At 37.1% G+C, this 17,400-nt stretch carries 14 protein-coding genes; 12 read left to right on the forward strand and 2 right to left on the reverse strand.

Annotated features, from left to right (window positions below):
• Nucleotides 1-56: 56 nt before the first annotated feature.
• The 11 genes from QA584_RS07845 to QA584_RS07895 all read left to right on the forward strand — a co-directional run bounded on the left by QA584_RS07845 (nucleotide 57) and on the right by QA584_RS07895 (nucleotide 14,692).
• On the forward strand, nucleotides 57-1,406 hold the full coding sequence (locus QA584_RS07845) for a sugar ABC transporter substrate-binding protein (RefSeq protein ID WP_278273958.1): 1,350 nt from the start codon (nucleotides 57-59) through the stop codon (nucleotides 1,404-1,406).
• Between the two features lie 11 nt (nucleotides 1,407-1,417).
• Complete coding sequence (locus QA584_RS07850; RefSeq protein ID WP_278273959.1) at nucleotides 1,418-3,271, forward strand: glycoside hydrolase family 13 protein; 1,854 nt, start codon at nucleotides 1,418-1,420, stop codon at nucleotides 3,269-3,271.
• A gap of 384 nt (nucleotides 3,272-3,655) precedes the next feature.
• The gene (locus tag QA584_RS07855; protein WP_278273960.1) at nucleotides 3,656-4,624 is read left to right on the forward strand and encodes a hypothetical protein; all 969 of its coding nucleotides are present in this window, start codon (nucleotides 3,656-3,658) and stop codon (nucleotides 4,622-4,624) included.
• 9 nt (nucleotides 4,625-4,633) lie between these two features.
• On the forward strand, nucleotides 4,634-4,864 hold the full coding sequence (locus QA584_RS07860) for a helix-turn-helix domain-containing protein (protein ID WP_278273961.1): 231 nt from the start codon (nucleotides 4,634-4,636) through the stop codon (nucleotides 4,862-4,864).
• Nucleotides 4,851-5,825 carry a hypothetical protein gene (locus tag QA584_RS07865; RefSeq protein ID WP_278273962.1) on the forward strand — a complete coding sequence of 325 codons (975 nt, stop codon included), beginning with the start codon at nucleotides 4,851-4,853 and terminating at the stop codon, nucleotides 5,823-5,825. The genes QA584_RS07860 and QA584_RS07865 overlap by 14 nt, the downstream gene beginning before the upstream one ends.
• A 172-nt stretch (nucleotides 5,826-5,997) precedes the next feature.
• A complete protein-coding gene (locus QA584_RS07870; protein ID WP_278273963.1) occupies nucleotides 5,998-7,683 on the forward strand; it encodes a glycoside hydrolase family 13 protein in 1,686 nt (561 codons plus the stop codon).
• A 242-nt stretch (nucleotides 7,684-7,925) separates the two neighbouring features.
• Entirely contained in the window at nucleotides 7,926-10,415 is a 2,490-nt protein-coding gene (locus QA584_RS07875) for a LuxR C-terminal-related transcriptional regulator (RefSeq protein WP_278273964.1), read from the forward strand.
• Nucleotides 10,416-10,539: 124 nt separating this feature from the next.
• Nucleotides 10,540-11,940, forward strand: coding sequence for an MAC/perforin domain-containing protein (locus tag QA584_RS07880; RefSeq protein ID WP_278273965.1), 1,401 nt, complete (start codon nucleotides 10,540-10,542; stop codon nucleotides 11,938-11,940).
• Between the two features lie 256 nt (nucleotides 11,941-12,196).
• Nucleotides 12,197-12,646 carry a MarR family winged helix-turn-helix transcriptional regulator gene (locus QA584_RS07885; protein WP_278273966.1) on the forward strand — a complete coding sequence of 150 codons (450 nt, stop codon included), beginning with the start codon at nucleotides 12,197-12,199 and terminating at the stop codon, nucleotides 12,644-12,646.
• 29 nt (nucleotides 12,647-12,675) lie between these two features.
• Complete coding sequence (locus tag QA584_RS07890) at nucleotides 12,676-12,990, forward strand: putative quinol monooxygenase (protein WP_278273967.1); 315 nt, start codon at nucleotides 12,676-12,678, stop codon at nucleotides 12,988-12,990.
• A 574-nt stretch (nucleotides 12,991-13,564) separates the two neighbouring features.
• Nucleotides 13,565-14,692 carry an anaerobic sulfatase maturase gene (locus tag QA584_RS07895; RefSeq protein ID WP_278273968.1) on the forward strand — a complete coding sequence of 376 codons (1,128 nt, stop codon included), beginning with the start codon at nucleotides 13,565-13,567 and terminating at the stop codon, nucleotides 14,690-14,692.
• Nucleotides 14,693-14,902: 210 nt separating this feature from the next.
• Here QA584_RS07895 and QA584_RS07900 read toward each other — a convergent pair whose 3' ends face one another.
• Nucleotides 14,903-15,307 (reverse strand): phage holin family protein, encoded by a 405-nt coding sequence (locus QA584_RS07900; protein WP_278273969.1) that lies wholly within the window; start codon nucleotides 15,305-15,307, stop codon nucleotides 14,903-14,905.
• Nucleotides 15,308-15,316: 9 nt separating this feature from the next.
• Nucleotides 15,317-15,859, reverse strand: coding sequence for a sigma-70 family RNA polymerase sigma factor (locus QA584_RS07905; protein WP_278273970.1), 543 nt, complete (start codon nucleotides 15,857-15,859; stop codon nucleotides 15,317-15,319).
• A 611-nt stretch (nucleotides 15,860-16,470) separates the two neighbouring features.
• On the opposite strand from QA584_RS07905, the gene QA584_RS07910 reads away from it, so the two are divergent.
• Nucleotides 16,471-17,334, forward strand: coding sequence for a hypothetical protein (locus tag QA584_RS07910; RefSeq protein ID WP_278273971.1), 864 nt, complete (start codon nucleotides 16,471-16,473; stop codon nucleotides 17,332-17,334).
• Nucleotides 17,335-17,400: the final 66 nt, after the last annotated feature.

Here is a 17,400-nt window from a genome sequence, read left to right on the forward strand (position 1 = left end):
AGAATAGAAAAATTATCAGATAAGATTGTAGAAAAAATAAGAAAGAGGTTAAGAAGATGAAAAAAATTCTAAGTATATTACTAATTATTACATTGATTTGCAGTGCTTTTTCCGGCTGTGCTAAAAAAGAAATACCTTTTGAGCAGGAGGAGAATACGGTAGAAGAAGCAGGATCTCAAAAGTCAGAGGGAGAGGCTTCTCAAACCTCTGAAGTAACGGGAAATGAGACACGTCCGGTGGAATCGGAAGATTTAACACCGGAAGACGGTGCTAAACTTAATTTCTGGACCTTGTCAGGCTACTTGGAGTATGGAAAAGCAGTCGCCGATTTATTCGAACAAAAATATGGAGTTAAGGTTGAGGTGCAGGAAAATGGATTGGATACAGTTAATAAAATGATGTTAGACGGACCCTCGGGAAATGGCGCAGATGTCTTTATGGCTGCCCATGATTCCTTTTTAACAGCAAAGGATGCCGGAATTCTAGCTGAACTGAGTGCAGATAGTGCAAGAACCGTTTCGGAAAAAATCAATGAGACCGCAGTAAAGACAGTAACTGAAAGCGGAAAAATATACGGGGTTCCTGTATCAATTGAAACCTATGCCCTGCTTTATAATAAAACATTGGTAAAAGGAGAACCGGCAACTACTTTTGAACAAATCAAAGAAGAAGCAAGGTCTTATAATAATGCAGCTGAAAATAAGTTTTGGTACCTAACAGTTCCTACTGATGGTTATCCGGCATATCCATTCTTAAGTATTTACGGGTTTCAGTTATTTGGTGCGGATGGAACAGATGGGGATAATCCCGGCTTTAATACACCGGAATTTGAAAAAGGATTGGAAGCAATTGCATCCTTAAAAGAAATAATACCAATTAAAGCAGATGATCTTAAAATAGAAACTATGTCGCTGTTAGAACAAAAATTTAAAGAGGGAAAGACAGCATACTATCCAATCGGACCCTGGCTGGTTAAATCCCTCAAAGAAGAAAACATTGATTTTGGGGTGACACAACTTCCTACCTATGATGGTAAACCCATGAGATCTTTCAGCGCGGTACAAAATGCTTATGTATCTGCCTATACAAAGTACCCGAAAGCAGCGGAACTTCTTGCAGTATTTCTATCTTCTGATGAGGCAGCTTCCCTTTTGTACAGTAAAGCTTATAAAATTACTGCTAATAAAGATATAACCGGCATTGAAGGCTTAAAAGATGACCAGGAATTAAAAGTATTCTCGGAAGAATTCACAAAATCCGTACCCATGCCCAGTACTAAGCGTATTTCTTATTACTGGACGATTATGCAGAGTGTACTAAGTGCTGTGTTTGATGGAAAGCTGACACCACAGGAAGGGGCAAAGAAAGCCCAGGACGATTTTGAGGCACTGGTTGCCAGTGAGTAAGGAGAGACGGAATGAATTTTTCAGCAATCATACATGAACCAAAAAGTGCATTATCTTATGCATATAACGAAAGCACTCTGCATATCCGGCTGAAAACAGCCAGAGATGAGGTAAAAAAAGTAGAATTAATGGCAGTAGACCCTTTTAACTGGATACCCCGTGGGGATGATACGCCGGTTTATGACTTTGACAAAAATTCTGTCATCCATGTCAATATGCTAAAAGATCAGGAAACGGACTTCTATGACTGTTGGTTTGCAGAAATTCCGGATATTAAATGGAAACGCACGAAATATTGTTTCATTGTTGAAAATGACAGTGAAAAATATATCATTGGCAGCCATGACAGGATTCCTTATACTGAGGGGGAAGGTATACTATATAATCTGAATAATTATTTCAACTATCCATACATAAATGAGGAAGACCTTTATCTAGCACCTGACTGGGTTTCTGACACCATATGGTATCAGATTTTTCCAGAAAGGTTCTGTAATGGTTCACCAGAAGATGGGAGGGATGTCCTGCCATGGGGAAGTGATGAACTGGATGGATATAGTAAAAAATTTGGAGGGAACCTAACCGGGATTATAGAGAAGCTTGATTATATCAAAGAATGTGGTTTTAACGGTATTTACCTGAATCCTATTTTTACTTCACCTAGTTCCCATAAGTATGATACAACAGATTATTTTAGTGTGGATGAAGAATTCGGCGATAATGAAATCTTTGGCCGCCTGGTAGAAGAAGCACACAACAGGGGAATTAAAGTAATGCTGGATGCAGTTTTTAATCACTGTGGATTCTTTCATCCTTTCTGGCAGGATGTGTTAAAAAATGGAGTGAATTCCCGGTATTACGACTGCTTTTACATATTGGATGCAGATAAACCGATTCTATATGGAAAACTGGAGAATGGGATGCCGGAGGATTGTCCCAAAGAGTACTTAAATTACCGTACCTTTGCATATACACAGTCTATGCCGAAATGGAATACCGGAAATCCTATCGTGCGGGAACACCTGCTTAAAGCAGCTGTTTATTGGATAGAACAGTACCATATCGATGGCTGGAGGCTGGATGTATCCAATGAGATATCTCATGACTTCTGGCGGGAATTCCGCAAAAGAGTGAAAGCAGTAAATCCAGATGTTTATATTCTGGGAGAAAATTGGGATAATTCCTATCCTTGGCTACAGGGTGATCAATTTGACGGAGTGATGAATTATGAATTTACGACCCCTGTCTGGAATTTCTTCCGCAAGGATGGAAGGAACGGTGTCAAGTATCATGCACGGGAATTTAAACTTGCTGTGGGAAAAGTGATTTCAGATTATCCAAAACATGTAACCAATAATCTTTTTAACCTTCTGGACAGTCATGACACGGAACGAATACTGAATGTGGCAGGGGGAAATAGTAAAGCTGTAATATTGACCTATATTTTTCTGTTTACCTATCCAGGAACACCATGTGTTTATTATGGAAGCGAAATTGGTATGGAAGGAGGAAATCATAGTAACCGGCAATGTATGATCTGGGAGGAAAACAGGCAGAACAAAGAGTTATCCGGCATAATTCAAAAATTAATTAATTTAAGAAAGTCATATGATAGTTTTAAAACAGTAAATTTCAGCTGGGTAACTTTGCATTCGGATACGGAAACGGTTATGTATAAAAAGGTAACTAAAAAGGAAACACTTTATGTTCTGCTCCATAATGAGGAGGAAGAAGTAATAATTAAGCTGCCGGAAGAGCTGATAGGGGTGGAGTGTAAAGATCTTATGAACGGTAGTAACATTAAATTTGGGAAAAAAGTGAAACTCAGTCCATATGATTACCGGATTTTAAAGGTGAATTTTTAGCAATTAACTTAAGGCAGCAAGATTATAAGTGTTAGCAGCATGATAATCATTCGAAATCCAGCTAAGATAGTAACAAAGATTTTGGAAGCCATTTATGAGTACGGATGGACCAAGAAAACGTTTATTTCGACTAAAATAACATAATTGTCAGAAGGCTAAACAACAGAGAAGGACCATTTGGTTATATTGATTTTAATGGTTCTTTTTTTGTTGAATATGCATTGTGCATCGTTTGGATTCTGACTAAGGATGCATTTCAGTGGGGCTTTTTATGGGTTTGTTCTATAATTGCAAAGTCAGGAAATTATTGACAAACAATAATTAAACGTGTTATTGTATGATTAGTAATTATCGAATAACAATAATTCTATCTTGGAGGTGAATATGAAACTCAGGACTTTTTTGATTTTTCTTGGAATCGAAGCAGTGTTTTGTGTCGTACTTAATATTATACAGGCATCCTTTTCAGGAATGTTTTCAGCAGTTATGGCATTCCCGTTTGAGGAGCTTGGGATCTTACTGCGGATGCTCTCTTTACCTGGTGGTATAGGTAATATAGCTGCAATAGTAATCTACACTCTGGTTAGTTTGTTGCCTGCTGCGGGTTTTCTTATGCTTTCTAAAAAACAAAATCTACATTTGGAGGATGGTCTACTTTTGCTTTTAAGCGCTGTTTTGTTTGGAGTATTATATCTCATGATTAACCCAGGTCTTATCAACCCACTCTTTAGCAAGATGAAAGGATTTGCTATAACAAAGGCGATGTTAGGCGGTATTGTATATTCACTGCTCTGCGGATATCTAATATTAAGAGTACTACGCCTATGCTATATAAGCGGTACAAAAAAGCTTCAGAACTATATGATTATCCTTCTCAGACTGCTGAATGTGATTTTTGTATATATGATTTTCGGTGCCAGCCTTAACAATCTTCTGAATTCCATATCAGTGCTTCGTGAGGGAAATAGGGGTAGCGAACATCTGCTTAGCGTAAGCATTTGGTTTCTTGTTCTGCAGTATGCAGTTGATGTCCTGCCATATCTTTTTAATCTTTTGGTAGTATTTGCCGGAATTCGGCTGCTGGTCGAACTTCAGACTGATCGCTATTCAAATGACAGCGTGACAGCAGCTCTGAAGCTGTCCCGTTTGTGTGTGATAGCTCTTGCGGCTACGGTGCTTACGAATATTGTATTTAATCTCCTGCAGCTCTTATTTGCCAGGAAACTGATGGTTATAAACAGCACGGTGCAGCTCCCGGTACTCTTTATTATCTTTGTCCTGGCTGTATTGCTGTTTTCCCGGTTCATTGCGGAAAATAAGCAGCTTAAGGATGATATTGATATGTTTATATAAGGAGCTGGGATGGCGATACGAATATTTTTGGAGGATATATTAAAGGCACGAAAAATGACCTCAAAGGAATTGTGTGCCTTAGTAGGAATTACGGAAGCAAATCTTTCAATTCTCCGCAGCGGAAAGGCGAAGGGCGTGCGTTTTAATACAATTAATAAAATTTGCTGGCATCTTGGTTGTGATGTGGGAGATATATTGAAATTCGATGGAAATCTGGAGGATGACGATGATGAAATATAAAGTGAGGATTGCAGTATTTTTCCTAGCCGCTTTAATACTTAGCACACTGTCCGGATGTCAACTGGCACAAGAAGACAGTATAAGTACCACAGAGGATAGATTGATTGGCGTCTTTTTAACGACGGATTATCTCGATTTATTCGATTTTGAGGGTTATCTCAATAACAGTAACAGGAGTTTCTCAGGAGGAGAAATACAGGTTGATGGCTCAACGGATAAGTATCAGGGCAGGCTGAACGCCGAATTAAGACCCAAAACGCTGATTAACCAGGAAACAGGTGAAAAAAGCGAGACAGAAGAATACGTTTTCCCTGGGGTTAAAGGCATTTCGTATTTTAGCGCTAACATATCCGCTACCACAGGACGCGAAAGTTACGTCTCTGCAGGATCAGATGAAGCAATCAGCGACGGACATACAAGCTTGAACTACAGTGACCAAGGGAATACCATTACCTTGGATGGAACGGTTTATATATCCCCTGGCATGAACAACACGTATTATGTTAATCCAGTTTATCAGAGTATAGATGGCCAGGTCTATGCGCTTTCAGGCAACGGAATATCTATGGATGGAGTCCAAAGTGAGGGAGCGAACTATTCACAAATCCTTGATGCCAGTTATACCTCAACAGAAAACAGAAATACCAAAAAAGATAGTTTCTCAGTGAAGATTTCCTTTAGTGTCATGTTCCCACCTGAAAAAGTAACGATTTTACAAATGGATGCAGACAGTACTGTTATCTCCAGAAAGGAATATGCCCCGGGAGAAATACAAACATCAATCACACCAAAGGAGAATGCCGAGTATATCGTAGTTGAGACTCTCAAGACCGACACAAGTGATAATGCTCTCATCACACGGAAGCTGTATGGGAGGGATGCAGATTCTCTAGATACGTTCTATTGCAGAGAGGATGGTGTGTGTATTAAAAAATGGGTGCAGTTAAAATGGAAGAAATAAAACTTGCTGTAGTGTATGAGTAAGAATTAGGAATTTACTCAACGTTTCATCATCATTGAAATTAGAGTAGGTTGTTCCTTCATTTCAATAGTGGCAGGTAACATATTTTAGCCCCAGACATCATATGATATTCATGATTTATTACAAATATTTGGTACAAGGGAGGGTATTTATGGTCAAGCCGGATTTTAAAAGAAAATGGTGGAAGGAAGCAGTTGTATATCAGATTTATCCCAGAAGTTTTAAGGATTCCAACGGTGATGGTATTGGGGATTTAAGAGGGATTTTATCAAAACTTGACTATATCAGGAGTATTGGCGTGGATGTTATATGGTTATGCCCCGTTTATAAATCTCCTAACTGTGATAATGGTTATGACATATCTGATTATCGGGCTATTATGGACGAGTTCGGAGATATAAACGATATGAAAGAGTTAATCACCGAGACTCATAATAAGGGCATGAAATTAATCATGGATCTTGTGGCCAATCATACTTCTGATGAACATGAATGGTTTATGGAGTCTAAAAAGGCAAAAGATAATCCTTACAGAGATTATTATATCTGGAAACCGGCCCTTAACGGTCAGGAGCCGAATAATTGGAGGTCCTTCTTTGGCGGGAAGGCCTGGAAATATGATGAGGATACCGGGGAATACTACCTGCATCTGTTTGCAGATAAACAGCCGGATTTGAACTGGGAAAATGAAACGGTGCGAAAGAGTATCTACGACATTATGACCTGGTGGTTTGAACTTGGTATTGATGGATTCAGAATGGATGTCATCAATATGATATCGAAGACTTCTGGTTTGCCGGATGCAGATAATTTCGGAGAGCAGTTAGCTTACATAATAAATGGTCCACGTTTTCACGAATATATACAGGAGATGAACCGGGAAGTCCTGGATAAATATGATTGTATGACAGTTGGAGAATGCTTTGGAACGGTCGGTGAAGAGGTAGTAAATACGGTTTCCGAAGACCGTAATGAGCTGGATATGATTTTCCGGATGGAGCATGTATGCCTGGATGTCGATTTGGTGGCTGGGAATATGAAGAGGCTGGACTGGAAGTTATCTGACTTTAAAAAGATATTTGCAGAAAAGGATTATCTGCTGGAGGGAGTTGGCTGGAATTCACAGTTCTTAATGAACCATGATCAGCCAAGAGCCTTATCACGCTTTGGCAATGATAAGGAATACCGGGTAGAATCGGCTAAGATGCTTGCCACTTTTTTGCTCACGCTTAGGGGAACCCCCTATATCTATCAGGGGGAAGAAATTGGCATGACGAATGCAGCATTTGAATCGATTGAGGATTACCGCGATTTGAGTTCCATCTATACTTATAATTATGAAGTAAGCAATGGAGTTTCTCCGGAAGAAATGCTTGAAAGAATTCACAGATTTAGCCGGGACAACGCAAGAACTCCTATGCAATGGGATGCCTCTGAACACGGAGGTTTCACCGAGGGGAAGCCGTGGATTAAAGTGAATCCGAATTATAAAGAGATTAATACAGCTCAGGCAGAGAGTGATAAAGACTCCATCTATCATTATTACCGTGATATGATAAAGCTCCGTAAAGATAACTTAGTTTGGGTATACGGCGGTTTCAAACTGCTTGCCGAGGAGGATGAAAAAGTTTTTGCCTATGTAAGAGGAGAGGAAGAGGAGCAATATCTGGTGATTCTTAACTTCTCAGGTGATGAAACAAGGTTTATTTGGCCGGAAGGCGGAGCGTATCGATCTCAAGAATTATTAGTATCCAATTATGCCGATCATAGAATAAATTCAATTTGTGATATTAATCTGCGTCCGTATGAAGCAGGAGTTTATAAGTTAATTCAATAAAGTTACGGTACTAAACATCAAAAAAGCTACTTTGCTATTACTAATTTTGTTCTAAATAGTAAAAAATATGGTATAAAATGTAAAATATTGTGATATAATAGAAAATATAATGAGAGAGTAAACCGGGCTGAAAAATGTTAATTTTCGCCCGGTTTTAATTGTATTCAATTTTTTACAAGTCTTTCATATTGGAAAAGCTGAGTAGTATAACCAATGAAAATAAGTGATAAGGGGTGGCATTTGTGCCGAAAGAAAAACAATACAATGGAAAGAACTTTTATTTTCCTGAAAGCTTATCAAATGTAAAGGACAGGTTTTTAGACTATCCGATCATTATTGTCGAAGCGCCTATGGGGTATGGAAAAACAACCTTTGTGAAGGAGAGCTTAAATACTGTAGATGCAGATATTTTATGGCAAAAGGTTTATGACAGAGGGTTGCCCGGTTTCTGGAAAAGCTTTTGCCGTCAATTTGGGGCAATTGATCAGGATCTAGCCCATAGTCTTGCAGCTCTTGGTCCGCCCTGTGACAGTACACTTAGGTATGAAGCTCTGAGTCTGTTTGAAGAAATGAGGCTGCAAAAAGATACCGTGATTGTTATTGATGATTACCATATGGTTGCCGGAACGGAGATAAATTATTTTATAGAATTGCTGATAAAAAGTGAAATCCAGTATCTGCATCTGATTCTCATTGCACGCTACCTCGAACTTGAGGGAATGGAGGAATTGAAATTAAAAGGGTATTTGCTACATATAAAAAAAGAAGCCTTCGAGTTCATCGAAAAGGATATAAAGGCTTATTTCTGTCTCTACGGAATCATTCTAAAGGTGGTGGAAGTAAAGCAGCTTTACACCTTAACCGGAGGCTGGATCAGTGCACTGTACTTAATTGCAGTAAACTACCGTGAAAATGGATCCTTAAATATCTCTAAGGATACAAAAAGACTCATTGAACATGCCGTATACCGGAATTTTTCGGAAGAGGTTAAAAAATTACTGCTTTCTTTGTGCATTTTCGAAGGTTTCAGCCTTGAGCAGGCCGTTTATGTCAGTGAAAATGAAAATGCCAAAAGCCTGCTGTCGGAGGTTATCTCAAAAAATGCTTTTGTGACATATGACAGCGGCAGTAAAATCTATCAGATACATAACATCTTTATGAATTTTTTAAAGGAAGAACTGGAAAATAGAAAGTTACAGAACGAATTATATCAAAGGGCAGGACAGTGGTTCTTAAAAACAGGGGATTATAATCTGGCCCAGCACTATTTTTATTTATGCAAAGACTTCGACAGTATTTATCTGACATTAGAAACAGAAAGACATGCATCTATCAATTATACATACAAAAAGGATGCACTCATCAGATTTTTTCTAGATTGTCCTGAAGAAATCAGGGAAAAACGTCATTTTGCCATGCTAATCCTGGCTTTTGAGCTTTTTACCTATCATGAAATGGAGATCTTTCATAAGGCGCGCAAGGAATTTCTGAAAAATTTAAAAAAAGATCAGGGGATAAAAGAAGAGGACAGAAACTGCCTTTTATGCGATTATGAACTGCTCATGAGTTTTACCGTATACAATGATATACAGAAAATGTCCCTTCACCATAAAAGGGCCGCACTTTTGTACCAGAAACCTTCTTACCTGCTTCCTGGAAGCGGGATATGGACTTTTGGTTCTCCATCCATTTTGTATATGTTTTACCGAGAGAGCGGAACACTAAGGGATGCGATTGGGTTAATGTTTGAGGTGCTGCCTAATTATAGCATTGTGACAAATGGAAATGGAGGCGGCGGGGAATATTGTATGAAAGCAGAAGGTCATTTTTATCAGGGAGAATATGAGAATGCTTTAATTACAAGCCATCAGGCGCTCTGTCGTGCAAAATCCAAAAAGCAGGTAACTAATATAATATGTTCCCTGTTTGTAATGATGCGTATCGCTCTGGCAGACGGCAATTTTGATACTGTACAAGAACTAATGCAGACAATGTATGAGGAGGTTACTGCTGCAAAAGAATACCTTTTACTGTATACCGTAGAAATATGTGAGGGGTATATTTATTCTTTATTGAGCCAGCCCCATCGAATTCCAAAATGGCTGGAGAAAGGCGATTACAGCAGTGACAGCCTGTTATTTCCAAATTACGCCTTGCTCAATATTATTTATGGCAGAACACTGCTGATAAAACGAGAATATTATAAGCTTATCGGCAGCCTGGATAGTTTTTTAGAAATAGCTTCTGTATTTCCCAATCTATTAGGTCATATTCATACCTATATCTACGTAGCGGCAGCAAACCGGCAGATATTCAGACAGGACCAGGCTCTTATGTTGTTGAAGAAAGCTCTGGATCTAGCTATTCCGGATAATCTTTATATGCCTTTTGTTGAGAATTGTGATTACATAAAACCCTTATTGAAGGAATTGGGTAAAGAGAACAATTATAGTGAGGCAGCGAAAAGGATTTTTAATTTACATGATACCTATGAAAAATCAATTATAATGATAAATAAGAAGTACTTTTTCCAAAGTACTTCTAAGTTGTCTAAACGGGAAATAGAGATAGCTGGTCTTGCGGTAGATGGGTTAACCAATAAGGAAATCGGAGAACAGCTCTTTATTTCAGCCAATACAGTTAAAATGGCAATTAAAAGTATTTATTGTAAGCTTTCCATAAATAACAGACTCCTATTAAAAGATTATATGAAATCCCTGCAGTTTAAATAACAAATAAAAAACTACCCGCCCGGGTAGTATCGGCAGAAAATAATCCTCTATATAATTAGGATATGGTTAAGTTACATCTGGATATGTAGTATAACCATATTAAAATTCATAAGGAGGAATTGGTATGATAAACAATGAAGTTATTAAAAATGAGTGCATTTCCTGTACGGCTGCGTTGGGGGTCCCAGTCCCAGGACTGGATTCCCTGGGTAAGGGGTATCAAGTTTTTGATCTGTATGCCGATCCTAAAAGTACAACTTTGGACTTATTTAATTTAGGCGAGCAGGAACAAATTTCTGTTTTAAGGAAAGATTATTTTAAGCCGAAGATTGTAAATGTCCAGGAAATCCTGCAGGGTAATTTTGATTCTTGCAATGATTTAACCATTTCCGGGTATTTAAGGAAATTAAGATCATCAACATCCCTGGAAGGAGAATATAACTTCTTCAGCGGTTCTTTAAGTGTTGATTTTGAAAAGACAGAGATAGAAAACAGAGTGCATGAATACACTAAAGTTTCCGATTGCATTCAAAAACTGAAATTAAGTCTTAACACTCCAAGTAATGCTTCCCTGATTCAACTTCTGAAAGACCAGGTAAAATCAGATATTAACACCTTACCGCCGTTAGAGTTATTCATAAAATATGGCACACATTTTTTAAAGGAAATTATTATCGGAGCAAAATGTGAGTACTTCTCAGCAACAAACCAGGTGGAATTTCAAAGAGAAATAAATATTAAAACTGCAGCAGAACTGTCCTATAAACGGGCAATTTATAAAATATCCGCAAGTGAAGAAGCACAGTATGGCTCTTTAATAAATGAGTTTAATAGACATTCGGTTACAAAACTTAACGTATATGGCGGAAAGCCTGAATATGGAAAGTATATAACTACGGCAGGCAATTATGATAAATGGATAGAATCTATAGATGAGAATCCGGTATTCTGCGGTTTCACAAGTAACAGCCTTGCTCCAATCTGGATACTTTGTGATAACCCAATAAGACAGGAAGAACTTCAAAATGCGTTTGCGGACTATGCTAAAAATAATTTCTCTAAAATTTCGCAAAAATGTATAACTTCTCTTAACGTAATCGGATCATCGAATGCAGGAATTGCACCTCAATTCGGATATATTAAGATTAATAAAGATTTAAATGCCGGTGCCGGCGGTCAATATATCTATTTATGCTATAAGGAAGGACTGGATGACGTAATTAATGTTGAAAAGCCCATTACTAATGTTGATGTAATTATTGCAGACAGTCTTAATGAGGCAAGGGCGAAGACTCCTGCCAATCATACTTTAATTGAATATGATTTAAATACCGGAGCCAGGGGAAAATATATCTATATCTGCTACTCAAGAGACACTTCCTATGAACCGGTTCGCAGCATACAGATAATTTCCGGTAATTCCGGTGATATACCGGCTGCCTATGGCTATAACAAAATAGGAAAAGACTTAAACACCGGTGCCGGCGGAGAATATATTTATTTATGCTATTCCAGATATTTTTAATATCGCTTTAGCATTATAACAAGGGGGGGCTATTACTGCAGCTGCCCCTTATGTTTTGGTTAGCCATCTGAAAATCATGATCTTCGGTACGATTCTGGCTTTGAAAAGAGAATTTATTTGCCAAGTAATTATTTTTATATTGACATTTAATAGAGAAAGGTTTATATTCAACTTAGTTAAATATTTAAATATTAAATATTTAACTAAACCAAATAAAATTATAATAACCAGACACTTTCTTAAAAGGAGTCATAACGTGCAGAATGATGAAAAATTGATCATGATTAAGGAATTTACAAAATCGTTTCATGATTTTAATAATAGGACCCTGAAATTTATTAATGACCAATTAAATAAAACCGGTCTGGTTAGAACACATTTTGAAATTTTAAATGCGCTGGCAGGCGGAAAAGATCTTTCGATGAGCGATTTAAGCGAAATCCTCCATGTAACCAAACCAAACATAACCGTTTTAATTGATAAACTAGTTAAACAGGGTTATGTTGAACGTGTAAGCCGCGGAAATGACAGAAGAGTAATTTTAGTACGTCTTACAGACGAAGGAGAGAAGTTTGTCAGGAAATCATCAGAAGAGTTAATTCAATCCTCTGCCCAATTATTAGATTATCTTGATGAGGAGGATCTGGAACTTATTAAGGAAACTACACAGGCTATGAAAAAGCTGCTATTAAAATTCGACAAATAAACTCAAAGCAGTTCAAAAAGGAGAATTATATGAGTACAAAAAACCATAACAGTAACTATCCCGATCGTGTAACTTTATTTATTGAAATACATGCAAAAGAAGGAAAAGAAGAGATTGTACGGGAAGTATTTACAACAACAATAGCGACATCAGAAAAACCCGGACTATTAGGCTATAAAATTTATGAAGACAGTAGTGACCCAGGGTGTTTTTATTCAACCCAGGAATGGGAAAATGAAGAAGCATTTCATGCTCACATGAGGGCTGCAAAAACCGGACTGAACGAGGCTGTTAATATATTGCGGGAACCACCTATAACCAATATTCTTAGGCGAATCGGATAATCAGGAACGATTTAAATTTTATATTACTTGGTGTGCTCGAAGATACATGATCATATCGTCAGAAGAGGAATGGAATGGCATTTATGAGTGTAGTTGTCCTCGGCAACATAAAAAAAGCTTTATCCACTCAGGTCTTGATATCGGCTTAATTCGATGTATAATTAATATACAAGTTAAAATATAAATAAAAATATAAATAAATACAAGGAGCCTCCGCAGTTCCCCAAAACTGAATTACTTGATAAAATCAGCTGTAAAAACTAATTTGAAAGCATGATTATGATATCTTTCATAAGCGCTTCATTCTGCGTATGATAATTCACTTATGACTTTTTCATGTGGTTCAGATTGAAAACGCACACTGTTTGACGAGCATCGCGAGGAGTTTGTGGGTTTTCAATCTTACTTTACCACATGAAAAAATCATTAGTGAATTCAGACTCAGAATACTAAGCTTATGAAAGATATCATAATCAATGCTTTCTTCAAAAAGTCCCAAGCTGATTTTATCAAGTCCTCAGCCTAAAAAACTGCAAGTTTTGTACCAAAAAAATATTAGGAGAAACATAAGCCAATGATAAACTTACTAATTAAACCGTCTTCCAGCCTATGCAACCTGCGCTGCAGATATTGTTTCTATGCAGATGAAGCAAAAAACAGACAGCAGGCCTCCTATGGATTTATGACAGAGGAGACGCTGGAACAGGTTATAAAAAAAGCATTGGAATATTCCGCCGACGGCTGTACCATAGCTTATCAGGGGGGAGAACCAACCCTGATCGGAATTGATTTTTTTCGTAAGTCTATAGAATTCCAAAAGAAGTATAACAAAAAAGGAATCCCGGTCCATAATGCAATCCAGACCAATGGCTATCGGCTGGGAAAGGAATGGGCTGAATTTTTTGCAGAAAATCATTTCTTAGTGGGATTATCCCTGGATGGCACGAAGGACATTCATAACGCTTACCGGAAAAATGCCTCTGGAGAGGATACGTTTTTTGATATTATGGACACCAAAAGTATTTTTGACAAGTATCAGGTGGATTATAATATTTTAACAGTTGTTAACAATAAAACGGTAAAGAAAACTGGAAAAATTTATGAGTTTTACCGAAAATATAAATTAAATTATCTTCAATTCATTCCCTGTATGGATCCTTTTGCCGAGGGCATTAAAATAAACGGGAATGAGCCAGGTGAAGAATTTTCCTTATCGAAGCAAGATTACGGAAGGTTTATGATGGAGTTGTTTGACCTTTGGTATGAAGATCTCAAGCAGGGCAGGCAGCCTTATATCCGTACGTTTGAAAATTATATTGCCATCCTTATGGGAATGCCTGCGGAAGCCTGTGACCAGAATGGATACTGCGGGATTCAATATGTAATAGAGGCTGACGGAGAGGTTTACCCCTGTGATTTCTATGTCCTGGATAATCTTAAACTGGGTAATTTAAATACCTGTACCATGGAGGAAATCGACCGGAAACGCAGTAAACTTCGTTTTGTTGAAGACTCCAGGAATCAGACAGAGGAGTGCAAAAACTGCCGGTTCCATCCGGTCTGCCGGGGCGGCTGTTACCGGTACCGCACAGTACCAGAGACTGACGGCATGAAGAACTGTTTATGCGAAGGCTATCGGATGTTTTTTGACTATACACTAGGCAGGATGCAGGAAATAGCAGAGACGCTTTTATTAAAGTGATAATAATGATTTGAGAGTCAAAAGCCTAATTTAGGTTGTAAAATGAATAACCCGGTATATATATTCATTAATTAAGTTTTTTGAGGCTTTTGAATCTCAAATCAATAACTAGTAATAATATATTTTAACTCATAAAAAGCAATGTTCCTGTGAGAACTGCCCATGCCCTATTATTTCTCTGCTCAACCGGTAAATAGTAGGGTGTTTTGATTAATCTAATTCATTGCCGTTGTTCAGTTTCTGTATAGCATCTCTAAGCTTTTTCGGAATGGGAAGCCCCAGCTGTCCTGCATTTTCTAATATACTGAAGCCTTCATTTGTCAGGTAAAACATGATCACCAGTGTTCTAAGAGTACTTCCTGTTCCAAGAATATAAGTATCAAGGATATTACCCATGGATACAATCATAAAAATCAGAAATTTCTTAACAATGCCCTTATAGCCTACTTCACTTGATATCTTTTTATCATGGATTGCTAATAAAATACCGGTAATGTAATCAATAGTCACAAAAGCCGTCAGCGCATAAATGAGAGGATCAAACCCACCAAAAATCCAGCCTAAAATACCTCCGATAAATGCAAATATAAATTTACAATCTTCAATAATATCCATACTAACCTCCTAGTGCTTGTCCGCATATACTTTTTTTATCTTTTTTAAGGCTCTGTTTTTCATCTGATTAACTGCCTGTCTGGTAATACCTATGGCATTTGCAGTTTCTGAGACAGAATAGCCTGCATAAAAAATCATCTTTATGATAAGAAATTCTGGATTCGTTAGAATTTTTTTTAGTAAATCCAAATCTGTGTTACGATAAGAGTCATTTGTCGCCGTTAAAGAGTCGATGTAATATAATTCTTTCTCAGATAAATCCGAATAGATGATAAAATTTCTCAGCTGCTTCATTTTTATCAATTTCTTGACATAACTATTATGTATGGAAGTAGTCAGATAAGAAATTATGCAGCCGTCATCCTTATTTTTTATCTTTTCAGGGCTTATATGAAAAAGCAGTTCGATAAAATCAACAAGGAGATCATCATAGGCGTCTTCATAATGCAGGTTATAGGCATATTTTTTCAGGATTGGATTAAATTTCTCTATGAGTTTTAAAGTCATCTCATTGTCGCCGCTTTGAATTTTCATAATATCATCAATTATCATACTGAATTCCACCTTTCGAGTAATAAAGAGATGGAAAGTGAAAAAATGTAAACATATGGAAAAAACAAATACATGGAAAAAATAAACATATGGAAAAGTGAAAGGCAGATTTTGATAATTTGTTGTTTTATTCATGTAATCAATTTTACAAATTGTTTATTAAGCTGACAGGGAGTTGAAATAGGAAACCTGCCATATGTAAAAAAATGACAGAAAAATTAACGTTTCGCTGTAATAATTTCTGAATTCCGCTAGAAAACAGCTCATATTAATTGCAAATATTATGTTTGTATACAGAAGAGTTCTTAATGTCGATAAAAGAAACGTTAAAAAATAAAAATCGAAAATAAAACAAAAATTAGAATGAGAATTAAAACGAAAATTAATCAAAAATAAAGAAGAAATGAAACAGAAAATACAGAAGATATATAGAATTATTAGAAAATTATAACAATAAAATACTTACATAGTAGGGTAGACCGCCAGCTAACTTAAGTTTGTTTACCTTGAGGGAATAGAAGATTTCGTGATTTTTATCTGTTGATTTATGATTGCAAAAAGCGCGTGATTAAGGTATAATGTGGAGGAAAAAAACAACTTAGGAGGCTGTCATGAAACAGATACCTTTGTCAAAAAGAGCAGCGGTCATCCTGGTCATATCAATGCTTCTGCTCATTCTAAGCGCCTGCTCTCAAAACCCTGATAATTCCAGTACACCTGACGGACCGGTTCCTACTTCTGATGTACCATCTTCGGAGAACACAAGTGAAAAACCATCACAAACATCCTCTGATACAAACACTAATAATCAAACGAACAGTGAGGATTCTATAGCTATCAGCTATACCATGAATCTTTATACAAAAGCTCCCAATGAAAACAGCTCAATAAAAATTCAATACCCAAGTTTCTCTGATCATAATCTTGAAGCATTAAATACACTGGTTTATGATAAAGTAAAGAGCTTTGCACAAATCGATACCTCTTTTTTCCCAAGTGAGTCCGGACTTACAATTGATTACCAGTCGGCAGTTACCTTATTAAATAGTAAAATAGCCAGCATTATTTTCTGGGGCTCAAGTTATATGGAAGGCAGTGCATATCCGGTAAATAACCTGATTACACTCAATGTTGATTTACAAACAATGAAAGAAATTACCCTTAAAGATTTATATACGACTAATGCTGATTTTGAAAAGGTGTTTTTCGAGAAAGCCTTTTTTCCTGCGGATCCAATAACCTCCTATGACAAGGATACTTTTGCGGATATGCTTAAACTTCAATCACCGGAATATCAAACGGTAGACCCTTTTAGTATACCGGATAATGTAACTTTTTTCCTTAAACCGGACGGTATAGTTCTGAGTTTGCCAGCGGTACATGCAACCGGAAGTGATCACTTAGAAGCACAGCTAAAATATAGTGATATACAGCAGTTTTATCTACCGAGTCAGAAGTATTGGGAAACTGAATAAGATCTATCAGGTACATTTTGGTAATTTAAACGGTAATTTTTCAGCTTTAATATAAAAAATCGGCCA

This window comes from Anaerocolumna sp. AGMB13025, from assembly GCF_029689925.1.
GTDB lineage: Bacteria > Bacillota > Clostridia > Lachnospirales > Lachnospiraceae > Anaerocolumna.